This window comes from Conexibacter sp. JCM 18997, from assembly GCF_055391915.1.
The window spans coordinates 4,108,452-4,130,327 of record NZ_AP043885.1; the positions used below are offsets into that span (position 1 = coordinate 4,108,452).

Sequence of the window (21,876 nt, forward strand, 5' to 3'; positions counted from 1 at the left end):
ATGGCCGACACCCTGCGCCTGCGCGCGCTGCCCGAAGCGCTGTCCATCGTCCGCCTTCCCGGCGAGACGCCGCCGCCGACGTGGGCCTTCTCCGGGCCCGGGATCGCCGCCGCCGTGCGCCGCGCCGGCGAGCTGGGCGTGGTCTGCGCCACCGATCGGGTCCCCGCCGGGGAGACGACGAAGGAGGACGGCTGGACCGCGCTCGAGGTCGAGGGGCCGCTGGACTTCTCGCTGACCGGGATCCTCGCGTCGATCGCCGCGCCGCTGGCCGAGTCCGGCGTGTCGATCTACGCGCTGAGCACGTACGACACCGACATCGTGCTCGTCCGCACCACGATGCTCACGGTGGCGGCGAGCGCTCTCCAGGCCGAAGGCCACGCGGTCGACGTTTCACGTGTTTCCTGACGGTGAAACACACCGCGGCGATCAGCCCAGGCGGGCGATCCGCTCGCGCTCGCGGGCGATGACGTCGCCGTAACGCGCCACCATGTCGGCGAAGCGCTCCGCCGCGTGCGCATCGATGGCCGGCGTCAGACGCGCCTCCAACACCGGCAGGACGTCCTCGACCAGCGCCCGGCCTCGGGCCATCCACTGGTAGTACGAGCGGCCGCCGTGGTGGTAGGGCCCGTACAGCTTGGTGCGCGGGAACCGGGCCATGATCCACTCGAACAGCGCCTGGTGACGCGTGTGCATGCGCAACGTCACCTGCGGCTGGCGGCCATCGCCGCCGAAGCTGCCCTCGCCCACGAGGATCCCCACGAACAGTCCCTCGTCGAAGTCGTCGAGATGCGGCATCTACCCGTGCAGTGTTTCACCGTCAGGAGACACGTGAAACGCGCCCGCCCGGCGCGAGCCCCTCAGGACGCGTCGGACGCGGGGGCGACGACGAGATGGCGGTTGGGCTCGTCGCCCTCGCTGTAGGTGTCCACGTCACCGCGCTCGCGCAGGTGCTCGTGGACCAGGCGCCGCTCGCTGGCCACCATCGCATCCAGCGACACCGGGCGCTCGTAGCGCAGCGCCTCGTCGGCCGCTTCGTCGGCCTGGCGCCGCAGCGCCGTGGCCCGCCGCTCGCGATAGCCGGCCGCGTCGATGACCACGCGCAGGTCGCTCGGCGCGCCCTTGAAGACGATCCGCTGGGCCAGGTGCTGGACGGCGTCGATCGTCTGGCCGTGACGGCCGATGAACAGGCCGAAGTCGTCCCCGACCAGCGTGCCCGTCACCGTGTCGCCCTCGGTCGCCACCTCGACCTCCGCCTCGAGGCCGAGCGCCTCGACCAACAGCTCCAAGAGGTCCTCGACCGCGTCCTCGATCTCTTCCACGTTGCTCATCGACGGCGCCCCGATCGCTTCTTCTTCTTGCGCGCTGACGGCGGTGGGCCGGAGGACGCGCGCGGCGCCGGTGCGCTGTCGTCCGCGCCGGCCGCAGCGGGCTTCCCGGTCGCACCGGTGCCCTTGTCCTTCTGCGTCTGCTGGGCCTCCTGGGCGCGGGCCATGATGCGGCCGAACATCCCGCCGCCGGCGGACTGCGCGGACCCTCCGCCGTCGCTGCCGGGCAGGCCGGCGATCGCGGGGGAGCCGCTATCGGGCCGCCGTTTGCCCCCGGACGCCTCGAGCTCTGCTGCCTTCAGCGCCTTCTCGGCCTCGAACTGGCGATCCCATTTTCGGCCCAGGGTCTCTCTGATCGTGAACTGCTGGAAGAGCGTCCACACGTTCGTGGTGATCCAGTAGACGAGCAGGCCGGCGGGGAAGCCGATCACGAACGGGACGAAGACGACCGGCAGCGCCAGCATCAGGTAGCGCTGGTTGCGGTCCATCGTCGGCTGCGCCATCACGAGCGTCGAGACGAGCTGCGTGCCGACGTACAGGACGATCAGGATGATCAGCGTGGTCCCGGTGGCCTTGCTGGTGATGTCGCCGATGCCCAGGAACGCGGCGTCCGGGATGTTGCCGCAGGCCTGTGGGTCGCTGGGCGGGTTGACCGTGCCGTTGGACAGGATCGGGCAGATGTCCAGGCGCAGGTCGTGGCGCAGCATGTAGAACAGCGAGATGAAGACCGGCAGCTGGAAGACCAGCGGGAGACAGGCCCCGAACGGGTTGACCTTGTTCTCCTGGTAGAACTTCATCATCTCCTGGTTGAGGCGCTCCTTGTTGTCCCCGTACTTCTTGCGGAGCGCCTGAAGCTCAGGCTGGTGGCGCTGCAGCGCCTTCATCGACTTGTACTGGCGGATGGCCAGCGGCAGCAGCACCGCGCGGACGACGATCGTCAGGCCGACGATCGACCAGCCCCAGGAAAGGCCGATCCCGTCGTGCAGGATGTTGACGAGAACCCACTCGAAGACATCGATGAGGGGCTGGAGGACGTTGGCGAAGATAGGCATGTCTCAGGTCTCGTGGGGCGCGTGGCCTGACGCAGCGAACAGACGCTGCGCCTCGACGGGGTCATAACCGCCGTGTGACCAGGGATTGCAACGCAGCAGACGCCAACCCGCGAGCACGAGGCCCCGCAGTATGCCGAACTCCCGCACCGAGTCGACGGCATAGGCCGAGCAGGTCGGGTGGTACTTGCAGCGCCGGGGCAGCAAAGGGGAGATCACGCGCTGGTAGACGCGGATCGGTGCGATGACCACGCTGCGGGCGATGCTCACGCCGTCTTCTCCGCCGCAGAGGCCTTCTCGACGAGCTCGTCCAGCGCCGTCTGCACGCCGCCCAGGCCCTCGCGCTCGGCCAGCTCACGAGCGTCGGGACGGGCGACGACCACGACGTCGACGCCGTCGGGCAACGCCGGCTCGGCCACGACGAACGCCTCGCGCAGCAGACGCTTCACGAGGTTGCGATCGACGGCGCCGCCGACCTTGCGCGACACGGACACGCCCAGGCGGGCCTCGCCCTCACCCGAGCGGGGGAAAGCGTAGAGGACGAAGTACCGGTTGCCGTGGGAGCGCCCCTGGCGGTAGACCCGCTCGAAGTCCGCGCTCCGGGTGAGGCGGCCACGTTTGGCGCGGCCGGTCACGGTCAGACGGTGAGGCGCTTGCGCCCCTTCGCGCGGCGGCGCTTGAGGACAATGCGCCCGGCCTTCGTCTGCATACGGGAACGGAACCCGTGGGTGCGGGCGCGCTTGCGCTTCTTGGGCTGGTAGGTGCGCTTCATGGGATGGAGCAGTCTACCGCCTCCGAAATCCACATCGCCGTCCACAGGCTGTCCACAGCACACACAGCGGACGGATCATGGATTTCCCCGGCATTTGCGGGCTTCGCGCGAGCCCCGCCCGGGCCGCTCCACGAGCCTGGTGGTACGGTCGCTGGACGGAGCCGGAAGCACCCTCGGCTCCCCCTCCAAATCGGTTCGCCCCACTTGCTCGGAGGAGCAGGCCCCCTCCTGTCCGTGACCACATCGCTCGAACACGCCTGGCCCGACGTCCGCGCCCATCTGCGCCGCGCGGTGCCCGAGTCGACCTACGCGCTGTGGCTCGAGCCGCTGGCCGCGGTCGAGTTGACCGACGACGCGATCGTCCTGGCCGCGCCCGACGAACGCCGGCGCAGCTGGGCCACCGGCCGCTTCGGCCGGGTCCTGCAGGCCAGCGTGCGGGCCGTGCTGGGCGAGCACATGCGGGTCGACGTGATCCTGGCCGGCAGCCCGCGCGCCGCGCGACCGGCGGCATCGTCCCGCCGCGGATCGGCGCAGCCCGAGGCCGCGCCGGCCGCCGCGCCCGAGCTCCCCGAGACCGAGTTCCAGCCCAAGCTGACCTTCGAGCAGTTCGTCATCGGCGACGCCAACCGCCTGGCCCATGCGGCCGCGCTGGCCGTCGCCGAGATGCCCGGCCAGGCCTACAACCCGCTGTTCATCTACGGGCCGCCCGGCAACGGCAAGACGCACCTGCTGCACGCGATCGGCAACTACGTCCGCGCCTACGGCGGCGGGCTGACCGTGCGCTACGCCACCGCGGAGTCGTTCACCAACGAGTTCGTCGGCGCCCTCCAGCGCGGCCACATCGACGCCTTCAAGTCGCGGTTCCGCCACGTCGACGTCCTGCTCATCGACGACGTGCAGTTCCTGGCCTCCAAGGCCAAGACCGAGGAGGAGTTCTTCCACACGTTCAACGCGCTTCACGACACCGGCAGCCAGCTGGTGCTGACCTGCGACCGCATGCCGCGCGACCTGGATGCGCTGGAGACGCGCCTGCGCGAGCGCTTCGAGGCCGGCCTGCTCACCGACATCCGCGCGCCCGACCACGCGACGCGCCTGACGATCCTGCGCAAGCGCGCCCGCCACGACGCCCTCGACCTGCCCGACGAGTCCGCGCTCGAGGTGGTCGCCGAGCGCATCACCGACAACATCCGGGTCCTGGAGGGCGCGCTCATCCGCGTCGTCGCCTTCGCCTCGCTGACCGGTCGCCCGCTGGACGCCGCCGTCGCCCACGAGGTCCTCGACGGGCTCTACCGCCAGCCCCGGGCCGTGCGTCGCTCGCTGGACGAGATCCAGCAGACGACGTGCGAGGCCTTCGACATCACGATCGAGGAGCTCGTCTCCGGCGTGCGGTCCCAGCGCCTCGTGTGGCCCCGGCAGGTGGCCATGTACCTGGCCCGCGAGCTGACCGACCAGACGCTGCCGGCCATCGGCCGGGCGTTCGGCGGACGCGACCACACCACGGTCATGCACGCGTGCAAGCGCACGGCCGAGCGGATGGCGTCCGACCCCGAGGCCAACCAGGTGGTTCGGGACCTGACCGAGCGCCTGCGCAGCCGGTCGTGACGACCGCCCGGCGTGCGATGCTCCACCGTCCGCCCACAGTCCGTCCACCGGCTTCCCACCGTCATTCATGCGATGGCAACGGGATGTTCACACCCGCTGTCCACATCTCCACCGGCCTTATGACATTGATCCCCATCGAGAGGCATTCATCGTGAAGATCTCCTGCTCCAGCGCCGAGCTGCTGGCTCAGCTGCAGACGGTCTCCCGCGTTGCTTCGACGCGCAGCGCCGTCCAGGCGCTCTCGGGCGTGCAGGTGGCGGTCAGCGATGACGGCGTCGAACTGCGGGCGACCGACATGGAGGTCGCGCTGCGCGTGCCGCTGACCGCCGAGGTCCAGCGCACCGGCTCGACCGTCCTGCCCGCCCGCCTGACCCTCGACGTCGTCCGTGCGCTGCCCGCGGCCCAGGTCACGCTCGAGCTGCGCCCCGCGGACCAGGACGTCGAGATCAAGTCGGGCTCGGCCACCTTCCACATCCGCACGCTGCGCTCCGAGGACTTCCCGCCGCTGCCCGAGCCGGGTGGCGACACCACCGTCGAGGTCCCGGCCGCCGCGTTCGTCGAGACGGTCTCCCGCGTGGCCCGGTCGGCCTCGCGCGACGAGACGCGCCCGATCCTGACCGGCATCCTCGTGTCGGCCTCCGGCTCGGACCTGCGCATGGTCGCCACCGACTCCTATCGCCTGTCGGTCAAGGAGACCCCGTTGGAGCGCGAGCTGGTGGGCGCGTTCGAGGCCAACGTCCCGGCCCGCGCGCTGCAGGAGCTGGTGCGCATCGTGCCCGCCGGCGGCGGTGGGGGAGAGGACGACGCGCCCGAGGCGTCGCTGACGGTCGGGGTGCGCGCCAACCAGATCGTCTTCCAGGCCGGCGGCGCGGTGCTGTCGTCGCGGCTGATCGATGGTCAGTTCCCGAACTTCCGCCAGCTGCTGCCCGACGCCTACGAGCACGAGCTGCGCATCGCCGGCGACGAGCTCACCGACGTGGTGCGGCGCATCAGCCTGCTGGCCCAGAAGAACGCGCCGCTGCGCCTGGCCTTCCGCGAGGGCGAGGTGACGGTCTCGGCGCAGACGCCGGACGTCGGTGAGGCGAGCGAGACGCTGCCCGTGGCCTTCTCCGGCGAGCCGTTCGAGATCGGCTTCAACCCGGAGTTCCTGCGCGACGGCCTGGAGAGCGTGGAGAACGGCGACCTGGTGCTCAAGCTGATCAGCCCGCTGCGCCCTGGCCTGATCGAGTCCGCCGACGGCAGCGGCTTCCTCTACCTCATCATGCCGATCCGCCTCAACGTCTGATCGCGTGATCGTCGAGCGCCTGCGCCTGCGGGACTTCCGCTCCTACGCGGCCGCCGACCTGGCCCTGGGACCCGGCGTGACGGTGCTGCATGGACGCAACGGCGCGGGCAAGACGAACCTGCTGGAGGGCCTGTACTTCGGGTGCACCGGCCGGTCGTGCCGGACGAGCAACGAGCGGGAGCTGATCCGCTTCGGCGCCGGCGCCACGCGCGTGGAGGTCGACGGCCACGACGCGGACGGGCCGCACTCGCTGAGCGTCGGATTCCAGCCCGGCGAGGCCAAGCGCCTGAAGGCCGACGGGGCACCGGTCGAGCGGCTGGTCGACGTCAGCACGCGCCCGCTGGTGTCGGTCTTCCTGCCCGATCGACTGGAGCTGGTCAAGGGCGCGCCGTCGCTGCGCCGCGCGCACCTGGATCAGCTGGTCTCGGCGCTGTGGCCGGCCCGCACCGACACCCGCCGGGCCTACAGCGCCGCGCTGGCCCAGCGCAACGCGCTCCTGCAGCGCATCCGCGCCGGGCGCGCCTCTCGCGCCTCGCTGCCGGCCTGGGACGCCGAGGTGGCCCGCCACGGGGTGGCGCTGCGCGACGATCGGGCCGCCGCGGTGGAGCGCATCCAGGAGCCGTTCGGCGTGCTGGCGGCGGAGCTGGGGCTGACCGGGGATGCGACGCTGCGCTTCCGGCCGCGCTCCACGGCGGCGACGGCCGACGAGCTGGCCGCGGAGCTGGCCGAGCGCACGGACTCCGACCTGGAGCGCGGCTTCACCGGCCACGGCCCCCACCGGGACGACCTGCTGTTCCGCCGCGACGGCCGCGAGCTGCGCGCCTACGGCTCACAAGGGGAGCAGCGACTGGGCCTGCTGGCGCTGCTGCTGGCCGAGCGCGAGGCGCTGGCCCAGGTGCGCTCCGCGGTGCCGCTGCTGCTGCTGGACGACGTGATGAGCGAGCTCGATCCCGACCGCCGCGGCCGCCTGGCCGAGCGCATCGCTCGCCAGGGCCAGACGGTGATCACCACGACGGACCTGTCGTTCGTGCCCGGCGCGGACGACGCGGCGGTCACGCGCGTGGCGGTGGCCGACGGGCAGCTCGAACCGGATCTGCTGGACGCCACCCAAGCGCGCGCGGCCTGACCGGGATGCAGCGCCGCCGCGGCCCGCGTCCGCTCACGCACGCGCTGGACTCGCTCGCCTCGAGCGTCGCGCCGCTGACGCCGCTGGCCCGTATCCAGGCCGCCTGGGGGGAGGCCGTGGGTGCGGTGATCGCCGAGAACGCGGAGCCGTTGCGCGAGCGCGGAGGCGTGTTGACGGTCTACTGCCGCCAGTCGGTGTGGGCCCAGGAGATCACGCTGATGGGAGTGGAATTGACGGCGCGTCTGAACACCGCGCTCGGGGATGAGCTTGTGCGCGAGATCCGGACCACCGCAACGCCCCGTTGAGGTGCCCAGGAAATACGTCATTTGCAGGAGATAAACGGGCGCGCGACCGGGGGTTCCAACCCCGGTTTGTGCTATTATTCTGTCAACTACTTCTTGTCGCCCCGGGCCGCCGCAGGCGAATGCGCGACCGGGGCGTTCTCGCGTAATCGGAGGACTTTTGGCCGCTGACGATCCCAACCCTGCGAACAGCTACGACGCTCAGGACATCACCGTCCTCGAAGGGCTCGAGGCGGTGCGCAAGCGGCCGGGCATGTACATCGGGTCGACGGGTGTCCGCGGCCTGCACCACCTCGTCTACGAGGTGCTCGACAACTCCGTCGACGAGGCGCTGGCCAAGAACGCGACCAAGGTCGAGGTCACGATCCATCCGGACAACTCGATCACCAACGTCGACGACGGCCGCGGCATTCCGGTCGCGACGATGGAGAAGGAGGGCAAGTCCGCCCTCGAGGTCGTCCTCACGGTCCTGCACGCCGGCGGCAAGTTCGGCGACGGCGGCGGCTACAAGGTCTCCGGCGGTCTGCACGGCGTCGGCGTCTCGGTGGTCAACGCGCTGTCGGAGGAGTTGACCGCCACGGTCCGGCGCGACGGCTTCACCTGGACGCAGTCCTTCAAGCGCGGCGTGCCCCAGGGGCCGGTCGTCAAGGGCGAGCCCACCAGCGAGACGGGCACGGCCATCACGTTCCTGCCCGACGCCGAGATCTTCGAGACCACCGACTACGACTTCGCCACGCTCGAGCAGCGGCTGCGTGAGACGGCGTTCCTGACCGCCGGCCTGCACATCACGCTGATCGACGAGCGCGGCGAGGGCAAGAAGGTCGAGTTCCAGTACGAGGGCGGCATCGCCGACTTCGTCGCCTACATGAACGACTCCAAGGAGCCGATCACCAAGGACGTCATCTACTTCACCGCGGAGTCCGACGAGGGCGCGGTCGAAGTGGCGATGCAGTGGAACACGACCTACCAGGAGTCGATCCACAGCTTCGCCAACAACATCAACACGCACGAGGGCGGCTCGCACCTGTCGGGCTTCCGCTCGGCGCTCACGCGCACGCTCAACGCCTTCGCGCGCGACCAGCAGCGTCTGCGCGAGAAGGACGACAACCTCTCCGGCGAGGACGTGCGCGAGGGGCTGACCGCGGTCATCTCGGTCAAGCTGGCCGACCCGCAGTTCGAGGGCCAGACGAAGACCAAGCTCGGCAACCCCGGGATCGAGGGCCTGGTCCAGCAGGTCGTCAACAAGGGCCTGGCCGAGTACCTCGAGGAGCATCCGACCGAGGGCCGGGCGATCGTCAACAAGGCGATCTCGGCCTCCCAGGCCCGCGCGGCCGCCCGCAAGGCCCGCGACCTGACGCGCCGCAAGTCGGTGCTCGGTGGCGCCGGCCTCCCGGGCAAGCTGGCCGACTGCTCGGTGCGCGATCCGTCGCTGGCCGAGCTGTTCATCGTCGAGGGCGACTCCGCCGGCGGCTCGGCCAAGCAGGGCCGCGACCGCAACACGCAGGCGGTGCTCCCGCTGCGCGGCAAGATCCTCAACGTCGAGAAGAGCCGCATCGACAAGGTCCTCAAGAACGAGGAGATCCAGGCCCTGATCAAGGCGATCGGGACCGGTGTGCGCGACGAGTTCAACATCGAGTCGGCGCGCTACCACAAGATCATCCTCATGACGGACGCCGACGTCGACGGGGCGCACATCCGCACCCTGGCGCTGACGCTGCTGTTCCGCGAGATGCCGGAGCTGATCGACGCCGGCTACATCTACATCGCCAAGCCGCCGCTCTACAAGATCAAGCAGGGCAACCAGGAGCGCTACATCGAGAAGGAGTCCGAGCTGGAGGAGATCCTGCTCGGCGACAAGCTCGAGAAGGTCGAGGTCCTCGATCGCAACGGCAAGCGCTTCTCGTTGACCGAGACGCGCTGGCAGCGCTTCACGCGCCTGCTCAAGCAGTACGAGGGCTGGTCCTCGGCGCTGCGCGCCGGCTTCGGCCACGACACGGTCGGGTTCCTGGAGGAGTCGTCGCTGCTCGACGAGGGCGCCATGACCCCGGAGGCGGCGATCGCGCTGCTGTCCCGTGAGGGCCTGGAGAACGAGCCCTTCCAGATGGAGATCATCGACGCCGCGCCCGACTCGCTCGTCGTGCGCGCGGTCGAGACGAAGACCGGCCTGGCCCGCACGCACAAGCTGCCGCGGGCGCTGTTCGACGCCAACGAGTACCGCCAGTTCGTGCGCGTGCACACCCAGCTGCTCGAGCAGGCCGGCGTGGCGCCGTTCAACATCTCGTTCGGCGAGGACAGCCAGGAGGCGCTGTCGTTCGACGCGCTGCGCCGGGCGGTGCTCGACCTGTGCAGCAAGCGCGTTCAGCTGCAGCGCTTCAAAGGGCTGGGCGAGATGAACCCCGAGCAGCTGCGCAGCACGACGATGGACCCGATGACGCGCACGCTGGCCCAGGTGACGATGGAGGACGCGACCGCGGCCGACCTGCTCTTCTCGATGCTGATGGGCGATGTCGTGGAGCCCCGGCGCGCGTTCATCGAGGAGAACGCCCGCCAGGTCGTCAACCTCGATGTCTGAGTTTCACGACGCTTACGCGAAGGAGGTGACGCATGGGAACTGACCTGATCGGCGGCGGGAACATCGAGCCGCGCGCGCTGGAGGACGAGATGCGCACCGCGTATCTCGACTACGCCATGTCGGTGATCGTCGGGCGCGCGCTGCCCGACGTGCGCGACGGCCTCAAGCCCGTCCATCGCCGCGTGCTGTTCGCCATGCAGGAGGCCGGCCTGCAGCCCAACCGGCCCTACTCGAAGTCGGCCCGCATCGTCGGCGACGTGATGGGCAAGTACCACCCGCACGGCGACTCGTCGATCTACGACACGTTGGTCCGCATGACGCAGGACTTCTCCATGCGGTACGAGCTGGCCGACGGGCAGGGCAACTTCGGCTCGATCGATGACGATCCCGCGGCGGCGATGCGCTACACGGAGGCCCGTCTCTCGCGGATGGCCACCGAGATGTTGCGTGACATCGACGAGGACACCGTCACGTTCACGCCCAACTACGACGGGCGCAGCCAGGAGCCGACGGTCCTGCCGGCGCGCTTCCCGAACCTGCTGGTCAACGGCTCCTCGGGCATCGCCGTGGGCATGGCCACGAACATCGCGCCGCACAACCTGCGCGAGGTGGTCGACGCGGTCAAGGCGTTCATCGACGATCCGGAGATCGGCGTCGAGGGCCTGATGGAGCACGTCAAGGGCCCGGACTTCCCGACCGGCGGGATCATCCTCGGCCGCCAGGGCATCCGCGACGCCTACGAGACCGGCCGCGGCCGCGTCCGGGTGCGCGCGAAGGCCCACATCGAGGACATCGGGCGCGGCAAGGAGGCGATCATCGTCACCGAGCTGCCCTTCATGGTCAAGAAGGGTGGCCCGAACGGCCTGCTGGTGAAGATCTCCGAGCTGGTCGAGGAGAAGAAGATCCCGGAGATCACCGAGATCCAGGACTACACCGACGGCCGCTCCGGCATGCGGATCGTCATCGAGCTCAAGCGCGACGCGATCCCCAAGGTCGTGCTGAACAAGCTCTACAAGCACACGGCGATGCAGACGACGTTCGGCGTCAACACCGTGGCGCTGGTCGACGGGGTGCCGCGCACGCTGTCGCTGCTCTCGCTGATCAAGAACTACGTCGACCACCAGCGCGACGTGATCGTGCGGCGCACGAAGTACCGCCTGCAGCAGGCCGAAGAGCGTGCGCACATCCTCGAGGGCCTGCTGATCGCGATCGGCAACATCGACGAGGTCATCGCGCTGATCCGCGCCTCGCGCGACACGGACGCGGCCCGCGCCGGCCTGATGGAGCGCTTCGACCTGACCCGTCGTCAGGCCCAGGCGATCGTCGACCTGCGCCTCGGTCGCCTGACCGCCCTGGAGGCCGACAAGATCCAGGCCGAGTACGACGACCTGGTCGAGCAGATCGCCGAGTTCCGGGCGATCCTGGGGTCCGAGCAGCGCGTCCTGGACATCATCAAGGACGAGCTCACGGAGATCGTGGACGCCTACGGCGACGAGCGCCGCACGCTGATCACGCACTCCGAGGACGAGATCGACATCGAGGACCTGATCCCCGACCAGCAGATGGTGATCACGATCACCAAGTCGGGCTACATCAAGTCGCTGCCGCTCGTCACCTACCGCCAGCAGCAACGCGGCGGACGGGGCGTGACGGGGATGGACATGAAGGACGGGGACTACATCGAGCACCTGTTCGTCACGTCGTCCCACGACTTCCTGCTGTTCTTCAGCAACCGCGGCAAGGTCTACCGGTCCAAGGTCTACGACCTCCCCGAGGCGCAGCGCACGGCCAAGGGCCGCGCGCTGGTCAACGTCCTGCCCCTGCGCGAAGGCGAGCGGATCCAGTCCGTGCTGTCGACACGCGACTTCAACGAGGGCCCCTACCTGATCTTCGCCACGAAGAAGGGCGTCGTGAAGAAGACGGACTTCCAGGCCTACAACACGCCGATCAAGGCCGACGGCATCATCGCCATCAACATCCGCGACGACGACGAGCTGGTCGCCGTGCGCCGGACCTCCGGCGATGACGACATCCTGATGGTCTCCCGCAAGGGCCAGGCCGTCCGCTTCCACGAGGACGGCGCGCGGGCCATGGGCCGCGACACGTCGGGCGTGCGCGGCATGGACGTCAGCGGCAAGGACGACGCGGTGCTGGCCATGGACGTCGCCCGCGACGACCAGGAGCTGCTGGTCGTGACCGAGAACGGCTACGGCAAGCGCACCTCGATCAGCGAGTACCGCAAGACGAACCGCGGCGCCAAGGGCGTCGGCACGATCAAGCTGACCGAGGCCAAGGGCGCGCTGGCCGGCGCCCTCGTGGTGCGCGAGCACCAGGAGCTCGTGTTCATCTCCGTGGGCGGCATGGTCCAGCGCACCGCGGTGCGCGGCATCAGCCGCTACGGCCGCCTGTCGCAGGGCGTGCGCGTGATGAACATGAAGGAGGACGACGTCGTCTCCGCCGTCGCGTTGATCGTCGACTCCGGCAGCAACGACTCGGCCGACGAGCTGCCCGTGCAGACCGGCCCCGACAGCGATCCCACGTTCTCGCTGGATCCGCCGATGGTCGAGTCCGATGAGCCCGTCGACGACGGCCCCGAGGACGCCGAGCCTGAGACCGAGGAGCCGGATCAGCAGTGATCTCCCGACTCGGCGGGTATGGGCGCTCCCATGTCCCGCCGAGTCCTCCTGCTTCTGACGACCGCCCTCGTGGCGTTCGTCGTCGTTGTGGGCGTGGTCCTGCTCACCGGGGGTGACGACGGCTCGGGCCAGACCGTCCGCGGGGACGCGGCCCGGGGCTTCCCGCTGCGCGGGTCGTTGGCGCATGACGAGGACGCCATCGGAGGCGCGGTCGCGGCCTGGCGCGGGGCGGAGGATCGCCTGGGCGCGGACGACGACGTCACGGTCGTGTGGATCGGCCGCAGCCGGCGCGAAGACGTCGCAGTGCTGGGCGGCGGCCGGCTGGTCAGCGAGCTCGTGCGCCGAGGCGCGGACTGGACTGTGCGGGCCACGGCCTACGACGGCAGCGCGTCCGACGCCGGCACGCCCGTCGGGGTGGGGGACAGCGTCGTGGTCCCCGACAACGACCTGTACGCCTGGCGTGGCGCTGCGGGCAGTCCCGAGCCGTTGGAGAACGACGGGCTCTTCGCGGTGGCCGGCACCCGCGGGTTCCTGCGCGGATCGCCGCCCGGCCCGGCCGACATCTCGGTCATGTGGGGCGTCGGGATCGGGCCCGTCGGTGTCGACCTGCAGACGGCGCGCACACTCGCCCGCGTGTTCGCCGGCCCGATGGCGGGGCCGGTGTGGGACGCGGTGCGTACCGCGGATGCGGCGCTGGACCGCAAGGGCGAGCCGCTGCGCTCCGAGGTCCGCTTCCTGCACGTGCTCGACTTCGACCCGTACGTGAACGAGGACGTCGTGGTGAACTTCGGCCGGGGCGGCTACGACGCGATCGCGGTGGGCCACCCGGGCGGCGCGCAGCTGCTGGGTGCGGGCTTCTCGCCGGGCGGGAAGGGTGCCGTGGCGGCGGGTGCGGTGCGGACCGAGGACCACAGCTACGCGGTGCTCGCCGCCGTCGACACGCCGTCGGTGCGTGCGCGGATCGGCGCCGCGAAGGTGTCCAGACCCGGCCCGGCCGCCGTGATCGAGCTGCCCGACGGCCCGTTGCCGACGGTCGACCCGATCGGAACCGCCGAAGCCGTTGCGTTGTCCCCCCGCGGTTAGTGCTGCGATGCGAAGCGGGTCGGCGCGCGGTGGCGCACGTGCAGCCACCAGTAGGCCGGCAGCGCGAGCGGCGCGACCAGGAACATCGCGGCGACCCAGAGTGGTCGTCGCTCCTCGTCCACGGCGTCCGACGTCCACAGGTCGGCGATCGCCCGCAGCCCGACCAGAACGGACACCAGGCCGCCGGCCAGCAGCCACCCGTCGCCGGCGCTGCCGCCGGCCAGCAGGACGATCGCCAAGGCCGGCAGCGGCACGTGCATCGCGAGCATCCACAGGGTCGGATGGCGATAGCCCACGGTCCCCTTTTCCCCGTCCTGCTCCTTCGATACTCTGGTTTCACCAGAGAAAGGAGGTGGTCCGTATCTGTAGCGACAGTATTTTCGGGACCCTGGAGGTGACCGGCCGCTAGGACCGGTACAGGCTGGAACCGCCTTGCGGAATCCAACCCGGGACACCGTCGGAAGGCAGGCCGGAGCTGGTCCCCCCGGCGCACGCGATCACCTCGCGCGCAGCATTGCCCACGATCCAAATCCAGTCTCGATTCACCGCGAAGGGCGTCTCTCCAGAGGCGCCCTTCGTGCGTTGTGGGGACAATCAGCGCATGGAGATCCGCGGCCCGCGACTGACGTTGCGCGAGGTGGTTCCGGCCGACGTGCCGGCGCTGCGCGCGCTGCACGCCACCGAGGCGGTCGCCCGCTGGTGGGGTTCGCCTGAGCCAGGCTGGCCGCTGGAGGAAGACGAGCCGGGCCTGACGCTGCTGGCCATGTGGCGGGACGGGGCGATCGCCGGGTTCATCCAGTTCTGGGAGGAGACCGACCCGCGCTACCGCTACGCGGCGATCGACCTGTTCGTGGGCCCCGACCACCATCGCCAGGGCGTGGCCACCGAGGCGCTGAGGATCCTGGTCGCGCACCTCTTCGAGCAACGCGGCCACCACCGCGTCACGATCGATCCCGCGCTGGACAACGCGGCGGCGATCGCCTGCTACGCGGGCGTCGGCTTCACGCCGGTCGGCGTGCTGCAGGCCTACGAGCGCGAGCCGCACGGCGCGCGCTGGCACGACGCGCTGCTGATGGAGCAGGTCCGCCTGGAGCCGCACCCGGCGTCGCGCGCGTCCGGCGTCACGCTGCGCCCGGCCACCGACGCGGACCTCGACGCGGTGGTCGCGGCCGAGCGCTCAGACGCCGCCCGGCCGTTCGTCGGCCAGTCCACGCGGGAGCGCCACGCCGCGGCGATCGCGGACCCGACGCAGGAGCTGCTGGTCGTCGACGCGGCGGGGGCGTTCGCCGGCTACGTGCTGCTGGCCGGGCTCGGCGACGCCGGGACGGGCGTCGAGCTGCGCCGGATCGTGGTCACGCGGCCCGGCGTCGGCATCGGCCGCGCCGCGGTCGAGCTGGTGGTGCGCCGGGCCTTCGAGCAGCACGACACCCACCGCATCTGGCTCGACGTGCGCATCGACAACCAGCGCGCCCGGGGCCTCTACACGTCGGTGGGCTTCCGCACCGACGGGATCCTGCGCAGCGCCATGCTCGTCGACGGGCGCCGGCACGACCTGCTGCTGCTCTCGCTCCTGCGCGACGGCTGGCTAAGCGGTTAAGCGGCTTCGGGCAGGTACTGGCGCCAGCCGACGGGGATCGTCGGGCTGGCCACGTGGATGAAGATCGCCGGATGCGGCGTGCGCGGGGCGTTGCGCGGGACCATGCCGATCGCCGTCGGCATGTGGTCGCCCTTGCGGCGGTTGCAGGGCGCGCAGGCGGCGACGATGTTCTCCCACGATGAGCCGCCGCCCTTGGAGCGAGGGATCACGTGGTCGACGGTCAGGTTGGAGCGCGACCCGCAGTACTGGCACATCCAGCCGTCGCGGGCGAACACCGCGCGGCGGGTGATCTTGCGCTTGTGGGTGTCGCGCGGGACCTTCACGTAGGACACCAGGCGGATGACGACGGGGCGGGCGAAGGTCACCGACTCGGCGTGCAGGTCCCAGGTGGACCGCTCGACCAGCTCGGCCTTCTCCTTCAGCAGCAGGACGACGGCGCGCCGAACCGTGCAGACGTTGATCGGCTCATAGGTCGCATTCAGCACGAGCACCCGGCCAGCAGACTGCTGTCCACGCCGCTGGTGCTCGTCGGGCGGCGTGGACGGCGCTGGGGGGATCGTCTCTACGACTCCTGCCATCGCTGATCTGCGGCGGAGTCTAGCGACGGCCCGGACGATTCCCTGTTACCGACGTGCGGCCGGATAGCTGCCCAGCGTGCGCAGGCCCTGGCAGTGCACCTCGAGCGCGGTGAGCGCCTCCGCGACGCCTGGCGCGTCGGCGGCACCCTCGAGATCGACGAAGAACATGTAGTGGCCAAGGCCCATGCGGCGGGGGCGCGACTCGATGCGCGTCAGGTTGATGCCGCGGAAGGCCAGCTCGGACAGGCAGCGCACCAGCCAGCCCGGCGAGGCGTCGCCGCCGCCCCAGAACACCACCGAGGACTTCCAGCGCTCGGCGGCGCCGGCGGGCTCGTCGCCGCGGCGGGCCAGCCACACGAACCGCGTCTCGTTGCCGGGGTGGTCCTCGATCGCCTCGCGCAGGACCGTCGCGCCGTACAGCTGCGCGGCCAGGCGCGTGCCGATCGCGGCCGACCGCTCGTGCCCGGGCGTCGTGACCAGGCGGACCGCGTCGGCGGTCGACCCCTCGGCGGGCTGCAGCCGCGCCGCGGGCAGCTCGCCGCGCAGGAACTGCAGGCACTGGCCCAGCGCCTGGGGATGCGAGGTCACGAGCTCGACCTGGTCCAGCGCCAGCGCGCTCCGGGCGATCAGGCAGTGCGTGATCGGGCGGACCACCTCGTCGACGATCACCACGCCCTCGAAGTCGACGGCGAGCGCGTCCAGCGTCGCGTCGACCGAGCCCTCCAGCGCGTTCTCGATGGGCACGACCGCGCGGCGCACCGTGCCGTCGGCCAACGCGGCGATCGTCGCGTGGATCGTGGGGAAGGGCACCGGCTCGCTGCCCTCGGCGGCGCTGGACAGCAGCGCCTCCTCGGTGAACGTGCCCGGCGGCCCGAAGTAGCCGACGCGCATCAGTCCTGGGGAACCCCGCGCGGCGCTTCCTGCACCTCGCCGGACAAGGCGAGCCGCACCGCCTCCTCCTCCTCGGGCGACAGCGCGATCTCCGCGGCGCCGTCACGCACCTGCTTGACGTACAGGCGCGCCTGGTCGCGGTGGTGGATCGACGACAGCACGACGCCCGAGCGGGTCGCGTCGAGCAGGGCGATCGAGGCCGACTGGCGGCCGGACAGCTCGTTGTAGGCGTCGTAGCGCAGCACGCCGCGGTAGGAGATCGCGCGGTCGATGCGATCCTCGGCCGTGCCCAGGCGCCCGTCCAGGCGCAGCGCGGCCTCCTCCATGTAGGAGCGCAGGGCCTCGAACGCGGTGCCCAGGTCGGCGGCGTGGCCGACCAGGTCGCGGGCCTGGGCCCCGCCGAGCACGATCCGCTGGGCGGCGCGCAGGCGGCGCAGCTGCACCAGGAGCACGACGCCGACGATCAGCGCGGCGGCGGCGAGGATCAGCGCGATGAGCGCGACGATCCCCGTGGTCGTCGACAGGTCGTCCACGGGCTTCACCGTACCGCGCGGAGCGGCATTTCTCGGGGTGCCGGCGTGGCTCTACCGCGTGAACAGCGCGGTGTAGTCGGCCGTGTTGTTGTCGGTCTTCTGCTCGCCGGCCACCTTGTTGACGGTGACCTTGATCGTCACCGGGGTGCCGATCGGCGGCGACTGCCCGAGCGGGATCTCGACCTCGGCGTTGGCGCCCGCCACGGTCTGCGGGACGGTCTTGTTGACGACGATCGGGTCGCCCGCGCCGGTGATGCGCACGGTCACCTTGACGTCGGTCTCATCCGACGCGCCCTGGTTCTGGAAGGTGACGAGGAAGGTCGTGTCCGAGCCCGCGGGAATCCGGTTGACCGCCGGCTGGGGCTGCAGCGTGACGTCGCCCACCGCCACCGAGACGAGCCCGTGGCCGTGCGGGCCGGGCGTCGTGGGCGTCTTGGTGCCGGTCGTCGAGGTGCCACCGATGCGCGCGGCGACCGTGTCGGGCGCCAGCCACCCCAGGTTGGGCAGGAACTTCGAGCCGGCGATCGTCTGGCCGGTGATGTCGTTGGCGTCGAGCTCCTGCTTGATCAGCGGCGCCACGCGCTGGGAGTAGACGACGTCGGAGGACAGCAGCTTCTGCATCTGCCCGGCGATCTGGCTCGTCGCGCCCTGGGAGGCCTCGGCCGAGCCCAGCGCGGTGCGGATGTTGTCGGCCACGGCGCCCAGCGCCTCGGCCCGGAAGTCGAGCACCAGCAGCAGGTCGCGCTGGGCGCCGACCATCTCGTCGGGCACGCTGAGGCCCCGAGCGCGCTTGGCCTGGTCCTCGGCCACGACGCGGTACTGGTTGATCTGCGTCTCCAGCGTCACGGGGGACTGCTGGTCCTGCGAGTTGAGCAGGTCGAAGAACGGCTTGGACACCTGCGAGTCGGAGTCCTGGATCAGCGTGGCGACGCTGCTGTTGTAGTCGCGCAGGCTGTTCTTCTTGGCGTTGTTCTGGCAGCTGCGGAAGCCCAGGACGATGATGATCAGGACCACCACGAGCACGGCCAGCGCGCCCGCGCGGCGGATCATCAGCTGCTGGCTGTCGCTCGGACCGCTGCGCCCGCCGCCCGATCCGCCCGTGCTCGGGGCACCGCCAGCAGCCCGGCGGGGCCGGGGTGTGCGCGAGGTGCGGGTGGGTGGTTCGTCGTCGTCGAAGAACGACATCGCAGTTGGTGAAGCTCCGTGCGAAGGGGCCTCTGATCGCCAGTATGGCGGCAGATGCCACGTGCACGATTCCCTTCACACGCGGGATCTCCTTCCCTGTGGGCGAAAGAGAAACCGGTGCAGCACGCGGAAACGATGCGTGAATCGGCTTCACAGGCCGATCTGCTGCTCGAACGGTACCGGCTTGTCCGCCGGCTCGGCTCGGGCGGATTCGGCACGGTCTGGCTCGCCCACGACGAGCGGCTGCAGCGCGACGTCGCCGTCAAGCGCATCCCGCTGGACGACACCGATCCCGACCGGGCGCAGCGCGAGGCCCAGGCCGCGGCCCGCCTGAGCCACCCGGGCATCGTCGCCCTGTATGAGACCGGAGCGGACGAGGACGCCTGCTACCTGGTCTCCGAGCTGGTGCGCGGCGAGACGCTGCGCGAGCTGCTCGACGCGGGCGCCGTCTCCGACCGCGACGTCGTGGTGATCGGCGCCGGTCTGTGCGAGGCGCTCAGCCACGCACACTCGCGCGGCGTCATCCACCGCGACGTCAAGCCCGGCAACGTGATGGTCTGCGAGCAGCACGCCGACGACGCGCCCGTGGCCAAGATCTGCGACTTCGGCATCGCCCGCATCGTGGGCAGCGAGGCGCTCACGCGCACCGGCGACGTCGTCGGGACGCTGGCCTACATGGCCCCCGAGCAGGCCGAAGGGCGCAAGATCACCGCGGCCGTCGACGTCTACGCGCTCGGCCTGGTGCTCTACGAGGCGCTCAGCGGCACCAACCCCGTGCGCGGCAGCGGTCCGGCCGACACCGCCCGGCGCGTGGGCATGGAGCTGCCCGAGCTGTCGCGCCTGCGCCGCGACCTGCCCGACGAGCTGTGCGCCGCGATCGACGCCGCGGTCAGCGTCGACGCGCGCGACCGCCCGACCCCGGCACGGCTGCGCGCCGCGCTGGTCGCCTCCCGCGACCTGGTCGACGACGAGCCCGGCGTGGTCGAAGGCTCGGCGATCGGCGGGCTGGCCCAGACCTGGACCGCCGTCCAGCGCCGCTACCGCGATCCCGGCGAGACCGGCTGGCTGCGGGGCCTGCGCACCGGGCTGACCCGGGCCGGCGCGGCCGACTGGGAGGAGGCCGCCGACGCGCCGTTCGCCCCCGAACCGCCGCCCGCGGTCCTCGACGACGCGCCGCCACCGCTGCCCCGGCGCCTGCTGCTGCGGGGCTTCGCCGCGGCCACCGCCGCGCCGCTGACCGCGCTGGCCGTCGCGCAGCTGGGCCCGTCGGGCGACGCCGCCCCGATCGGCACCGGCCTGGCCGCGCTGGTCGCCGCCGCGCTCGTCCTCGTGCTGCCCCGCGCCGGCTGGCTGCTGTGCGCCTGGGCGATCGAGCTGTGGCTGGTCGCCGCCGGCGGCTACGGCACCGCGCTGGTGCTGGCCGCCGCGCTGGCGCCCGTGCCGCTGATGCTCCCGCTGGCCGGGGGGCTGTGGTCGCTGCCCGCCGGCGGGCCGCTGCTGGGGGCGATCGGCCTGGCCTCCGCCTTCCCGGTGCTGGCCGGACAGGCCGCCACGGTCACGCGCCGGGCCGCGCTCGGCGCCCTGGGGTTCTGGTGGGTGTGCGTGGCCGAGCTGCTCAGCGGACACCAGCTGCTGGTCGGGCTGCCCAAGGGCACCGGCCAGCGCCCCGGATGGGAGGACAGCGCCGGCCGGGCGATCAGCGACGCGCTCGGGCCGATGATCACCTCGGGGACGATCGCCGTCGCCGTGCTGTGGGCGGTCGCCGCGGCGATCCTCCCGTGGGTCGTGCGCGGGCGCAGCGCCGCCCTGGACCTGGGCGCCGCCGCGGTGTGGGCCGCGGCGCTGGCGGTGGGCACGCAGGCCATGTTGGACGCGGTCGCGCCGCATCCCGCGCACGGGCCGCGTGGCCTGGCGCTGGGTGCTGTGGTCGGGGCGCTTGGAGCGGTCGGGCTTCGTGCGGCGCGCCGTGCCGCCCGTCCGGCCGCGCCTCGCCTACCATGACAGCCCGCACCGTCGCGACCCCGGACGAGCGGGATCCACGGTCATGAGCGTCCTTCGCAACCTCGAAAACCGCCTCGCTGGCCTGGTCGAAGGCACGTTCGGTCGCGTCTTCAAGTCCGAAGTGCGCCCGGTCGAGCTCGCCCGCAAGCTGGCCAAGGAGATGGACGAGCACCGCACGGTGTCGGTCTCGCGCACCTACGTGCCCAACGAGTACACCGTGTGGCTGTCGGCCCAGGACCGCGAGCGCTACGACGGCGTCGAGCACGAGATCGCCGACGAGCTGTCGGCCTACCTGCTCGAGCACGCGCGCCGCGAGCGGCTGGCGTTGGTGTCGCGGCCACAGATCGAGTTCCGCACCGACGAGCGCCTGTCGCTGGGCGAGTTCGGCATCCAGGCCCGCCTCGTGCGCGAGGCCGAGGCGCCCGCTGCCCCGCGTCCGGCGGCCGCCGCGCCTCCTCCGCCGCCGCCCGTCGAGCCCGCCGGCCACGGCAACACGATGGTCTACTCGACCTCCGACCGCCACCAGGAGCAGCTCTCCGAGGTGCGGGCCAACCGGGCCGGCCGGGCGATCATCGTGCTCGACGGGCGCCGCATGCTGGTCGGCGCTGCCGGGGCCACGCTCGGGCGCTCGCGCGAGTGCGACATCGTCGTCGACGACGCCAACGTGTCGCGCAAGCACGCCGAGGTCCGTCCCGGCAGTCACGGATGGATGATCGCCGATCTGGGCAGCACCAACGGCGTGCGCGTCAACGGCCGGCCGGTCACGGGATCGCCTGCGCCGCTCAACGACGGCGACCAGGTCGAGCTCGGCACCGCCCAGATGACCTTCGAGATCGACTGACGAGCGATGGTCGAACCCGCCTCCGTCCTGCTGAAGTACGGCTTCCTGATCATCCTCTTCCTGTTCCTGGCCTGGGTGTCGCGCAACGCGCTGCGCGACCTGCGGGGCAAGCGCGCGGGGGCGACCGGGTACGCCCCGGTGCCGGCGGCGACCCCGATGGACGCCACCGGCCTGCACTCGCTGACGCCCGAGGGCGACGGCTCGGAGCCGCAGCTGGTGGTCGAGCGCGGTCCGGGCCAGCAGCCGGGCATGGCCTTCGACATCGGCGACGGCGCGGTCATGGGGCGCGGCGACAGCGCCGAGATCCGCCTGCAGGACCCGTTCTCCTCCTCGCGTCACGCCCGCCTCGTGCGTCAGGGTTCGATCATCGTGCTCGAAGATCTCGGCTCCACGAACGGCACCTACCTCAACGAGGAGCTGCTGCAGGGCCCGCAGCCGTTGCACTCCGGCGACCGCATCCGCATCGGCGACTCCGAGTTCACCTTCGAGGATCGGTAG

General features: G+C 71.3%; 23 protein-coding genes. 12 read left to right on the forward strand and 11 right to left on the reverse strand.

The window, feature by feature from the left end:
• Window positions 1-405, forward strand: a complete 405-nt coding sequence (locus tag ACZ5UI_RS20705; RefSeq protein ID WP_464190531.1) for an ACT domain-containing protein — start codon at window positions 1-3, stop codon at window positions 403-405.
• A gap of 21 nt (window positions 406-426) precedes the next feature.
• Here the strand turns inward: ACZ5UI_RS20705 and ACZ5UI_RS20710 are convergent, their stop codons facing one another.
• The 6 genes from ACZ5UI_RS20710 to rpmH all read right to left on the reverse strand — a co-directional run bounded on the left by ACZ5UI_RS20710 (window position 427) and on the right by rpmH (window position 3,146).
• A complete protein-coding gene (locus ACZ5UI_RS20710) occupies window positions 427-795 on the reverse strand; it encodes a hypothetical protein (RefSeq protein WP_464190533.1) in 369 nt (122 codons plus the stop codon).
• A gap of 62 nt (window positions 796-857) precedes the next feature.
• Entirely contained in the window at window positions 858-1,328 is a 471-nt protein-coding gene (locus ACZ5UI_RS20715) for a Jag family protein (protein ID WP_464190535.1), read from the reverse strand.
• Window positions 1,325-2,377, reverse strand: a complete 1,053-nt coding sequence (locus ACZ5UI_RS20720) for a YidC/Oxa1 family membrane protein insertase (RefSeq protein WP_464190537.1) — start codon at window positions 2,375-2,377, stop codon at window positions 1,325-1,327. The genes ACZ5UI_RS20715 and ACZ5UI_RS20720 overlap by 4 nt, the downstream gene beginning before the upstream one ends.
• Window positions 2,378-2,380: 3 nt before the next feature.
• Window positions 2,381-2,644: a membrane protein insertion efficiency factor YidD gene (yidD, locus tag ACZ5UI_RS20725; RefSeq protein WP_464190539.1), complete on the reverse strand. Its 264-nt coding sequence runs from the start codon at window positions 2,642-2,644 to the stop codon at window positions 2,381-2,383.
• Complete coding sequence (rnpA, locus tag ACZ5UI_RS20730; RefSeq protein ID WP_464190541.1) at window positions 2,641-3,009, reverse strand: ribonuclease P protein component; 369 nt, start codon at window positions 3,007-3,009, stop codon at window positions 2,641-2,643. The genes yidD and rnpA overlap by 4 nt, the downstream gene beginning before the upstream one ends.
• Before the next feature lie 2 nt (window positions 3,010-3,011).
• Complete coding sequence (rpmH, locus tag ACZ5UI_RS20735; RefSeq protein ID WP_464190543.1) at window positions 3,012-3,146, reverse strand: 50S ribosomal protein L34; 135 nt, start codon at window positions 3,144-3,146, stop codon at window positions 3,012-3,014.
• 234 nt (window positions 3,147-3,380) lie between these two features.
• Here rpmH and dnaA point away from each other — a divergent pair, with 234 nt between their 5' ends.
• The 7 genes from dnaA to ACZ5UI_RS20770 all read left to right on the forward strand — a co-directional run bounded on the left by dnaA (window position 3,381) and on the right by ACZ5UI_RS20770 (window position 13,752).
• Complete coding sequence (gene dnaA, locus ACZ5UI_RS20740) at window positions 3,381-4,748, forward strand: chromosomal replication initiator protein DnaA (RefSeq protein ID WP_464190545.1); 1,368 nt, start codon at window positions 3,381-3,383, stop codon at window positions 4,746-4,748.
• A gap of 151 nt (window positions 4,749-4,899) precedes the next feature.
• Window positions 4,900-6,033 (forward strand): DNA polymerase III subunit beta, encoded by a 1,134-nt coding sequence (dnaN, locus tag ACZ5UI_RS20745; protein WP_464190547.1) that lies wholly within the window; start codon window positions 4,900-4,902, stop codon window positions 6,031-6,033.
• A gap of 4 nt (window positions 6,034-6,037) precedes the next feature.
• Complete coding sequence (recF, locus tag ACZ5UI_RS20750) at window positions 6,038-7,159, forward strand: DNA replication/repair protein RecF (RefSeq protein ID WP_464190549.1); 1,122 nt, start codon at window positions 6,038-6,040, stop codon at window positions 7,157-7,159.
• Window positions 7,160-7,164: 5 nt separating this feature from the next.
• Window positions 7,165-7,464, forward strand: a complete 300-nt coding sequence (locus ACZ5UI_RS20755) for a DciA family protein (RefSeq protein ID WP_464190551.1) — start codon at window positions 7,165-7,167, stop codon at window positions 7,462-7,464.
• 157 nt (window positions 7,465-7,621) lie between these two features.
• Window positions 7,622-10,033 (forward strand): DNA topoisomerase (ATP-hydrolyzing) subunit B, encoded by a 2,412-nt coding sequence (gyrB, locus tag ACZ5UI_RS20760; RefSeq protein ID WP_464190554.1) that lies wholly within the window; start codon window positions 7,622-7,624, stop codon window positions 10,031-10,033.
• Window positions 10,034-10,065: 32 nt separating this feature from the next.
• Window positions 10,066-12,669, forward strand: a complete 2,604-nt coding sequence (gene gyrA / locus ACZ5UI_RS20765; RefSeq protein ID WP_464190556.1) for a DNA gyrase subunit A — start codon at window positions 10,066-10,068, stop codon at window positions 12,667-12,669.
• Between the two features lie 30 nt (window positions 12,670-12,699).
• Window positions 12,700-13,752 (forward strand): hypothetical protein, encoded by a 1,053-nt coding sequence (locus ACZ5UI_RS20770; RefSeq protein ID WP_464190558.1) that lies wholly within the window; start codon window positions 12,700-12,702, stop codon window positions 13,750-13,752.
• Here ACZ5UI_RS20770 and ACZ5UI_RS20775 read toward each other — a convergent pair.
• Complete coding sequence (locus tag ACZ5UI_RS20775; RefSeq protein ID WP_464190560.1) at window positions 13,749-14,048, reverse strand: hypothetical protein; 300 nt, start codon at window positions 14,046-14,048, stop codon at window positions 13,749-13,751. The genes ACZ5UI_RS20770 and ACZ5UI_RS20775 overlap by 4 nt on opposite strands.
• A 305-nt stretch (window positions 14,049-14,353) precedes the next feature.
• Here ACZ5UI_RS20775 and ACZ5UI_RS20780 point away from each other — a divergent pair, with 305 nt between their 5' ends.
• Complete coding sequence (locus ACZ5UI_RS20780; RefSeq protein ID WP_464190562.1) at window positions 14,354-15,349, forward strand: GNAT family N-acetyltransferase; 996 nt, start codon at window positions 14,354-14,356, stop codon at window positions 15,347-15,349.
• On the opposite strand, the gene ACZ5UI_RS20785 is transcribed toward ACZ5UI_RS20780, so the two are convergent.
• The 4 genes from ACZ5UI_RS20785 to ACZ5UI_RS20800 form a co-directional block, all read right to left on the reverse strand.
• Complete coding sequence (locus tag ACZ5UI_RS20785; RefSeq protein ID WP_464190564.1) at window positions 15,346-15,840, reverse strand: HNH endonuclease; 495 nt, start codon at window positions 15,838-15,840, stop codon at window positions 15,346-15,348. The genes ACZ5UI_RS20780 and ACZ5UI_RS20785 overlap by 4 nt on opposite strands.
• Before the next feature lie 132 nt (window positions 15,841-15,972).
• Window positions 15,973-16,818: a prephenate dehydratase gene (gene pheA / locus ACZ5UI_RS20790; RefSeq protein ID WP_464190566.1), complete on the reverse strand. Its 846-nt coding sequence runs from the start codon at window positions 16,816-16,818 to the stop codon at window positions 15,973-15,975.
• Window positions 16,818-17,351 (reverse strand): DUF4446 family protein, encoded by a 534-nt coding sequence (locus ACZ5UI_RS20795; RefSeq protein WP_464190568.1) that lies wholly within the window; start codon window positions 17,349-17,351, stop codon window positions 16,818-16,820. Before ACZ5UI_RS20795 ends, pheA begins: the two co-directional genes overlap by 1 nt.
• A gap of 51 nt (window positions 17,352-17,402) precedes the next feature.
• On the reverse strand, window positions 17,403-18,536 hold the full coding sequence (locus ACZ5UI_RS20800) for a hypothetical protein (protein ID WP_464190570.1): 1,134 nt from the start codon (window positions 18,534-18,536) through the stop codon (window positions 17,403-17,405).
• 135 nt (window positions 18,537-18,671) lie between these two features.
• Here ACZ5UI_RS20800 and ACZ5UI_RS20805 point away from each other — a divergent pair, with 135 nt between their 5' ends.
• From ACZ5UI_RS20805 to ACZ5UI_RS20815, 3 genes are read left to right on the forward strand one after another with little or no spacing between them, the layout of a single operon-like run.
• Window positions 18,672-20,537 carry a serine/threonine-protein kinase gene (locus ACZ5UI_RS20805; protein ID WP_464190572.1) on the forward strand — a complete coding sequence of 622 codons (1,866 nt, stop codon included), beginning with the start codon at window positions 18,672-18,674 and terminating at the stop codon, window positions 20,535-20,537.
• A 43-nt stretch (window positions 20,538-20,580) separates the two neighbouring features.
• Window positions 20,581-21,378, forward strand: coding sequence for an FhaA domain-containing protein (locus ACZ5UI_RS20810; protein WP_464190574.1), 798 nt, complete (start codon window positions 20,581-20,583; stop codon window positions 21,376-21,378).
• Between the two features lie 6 nt (window positions 21,379-21,384).
• Window positions 21,385-21,876, forward strand: a complete 492-nt coding sequence (locus tag ACZ5UI_RS20815) for an FHA domain-containing protein (RefSeq protein ID WP_464190576.1) — start codon at window positions 21,385-21,387, stop codon at window positions 21,874-21,876.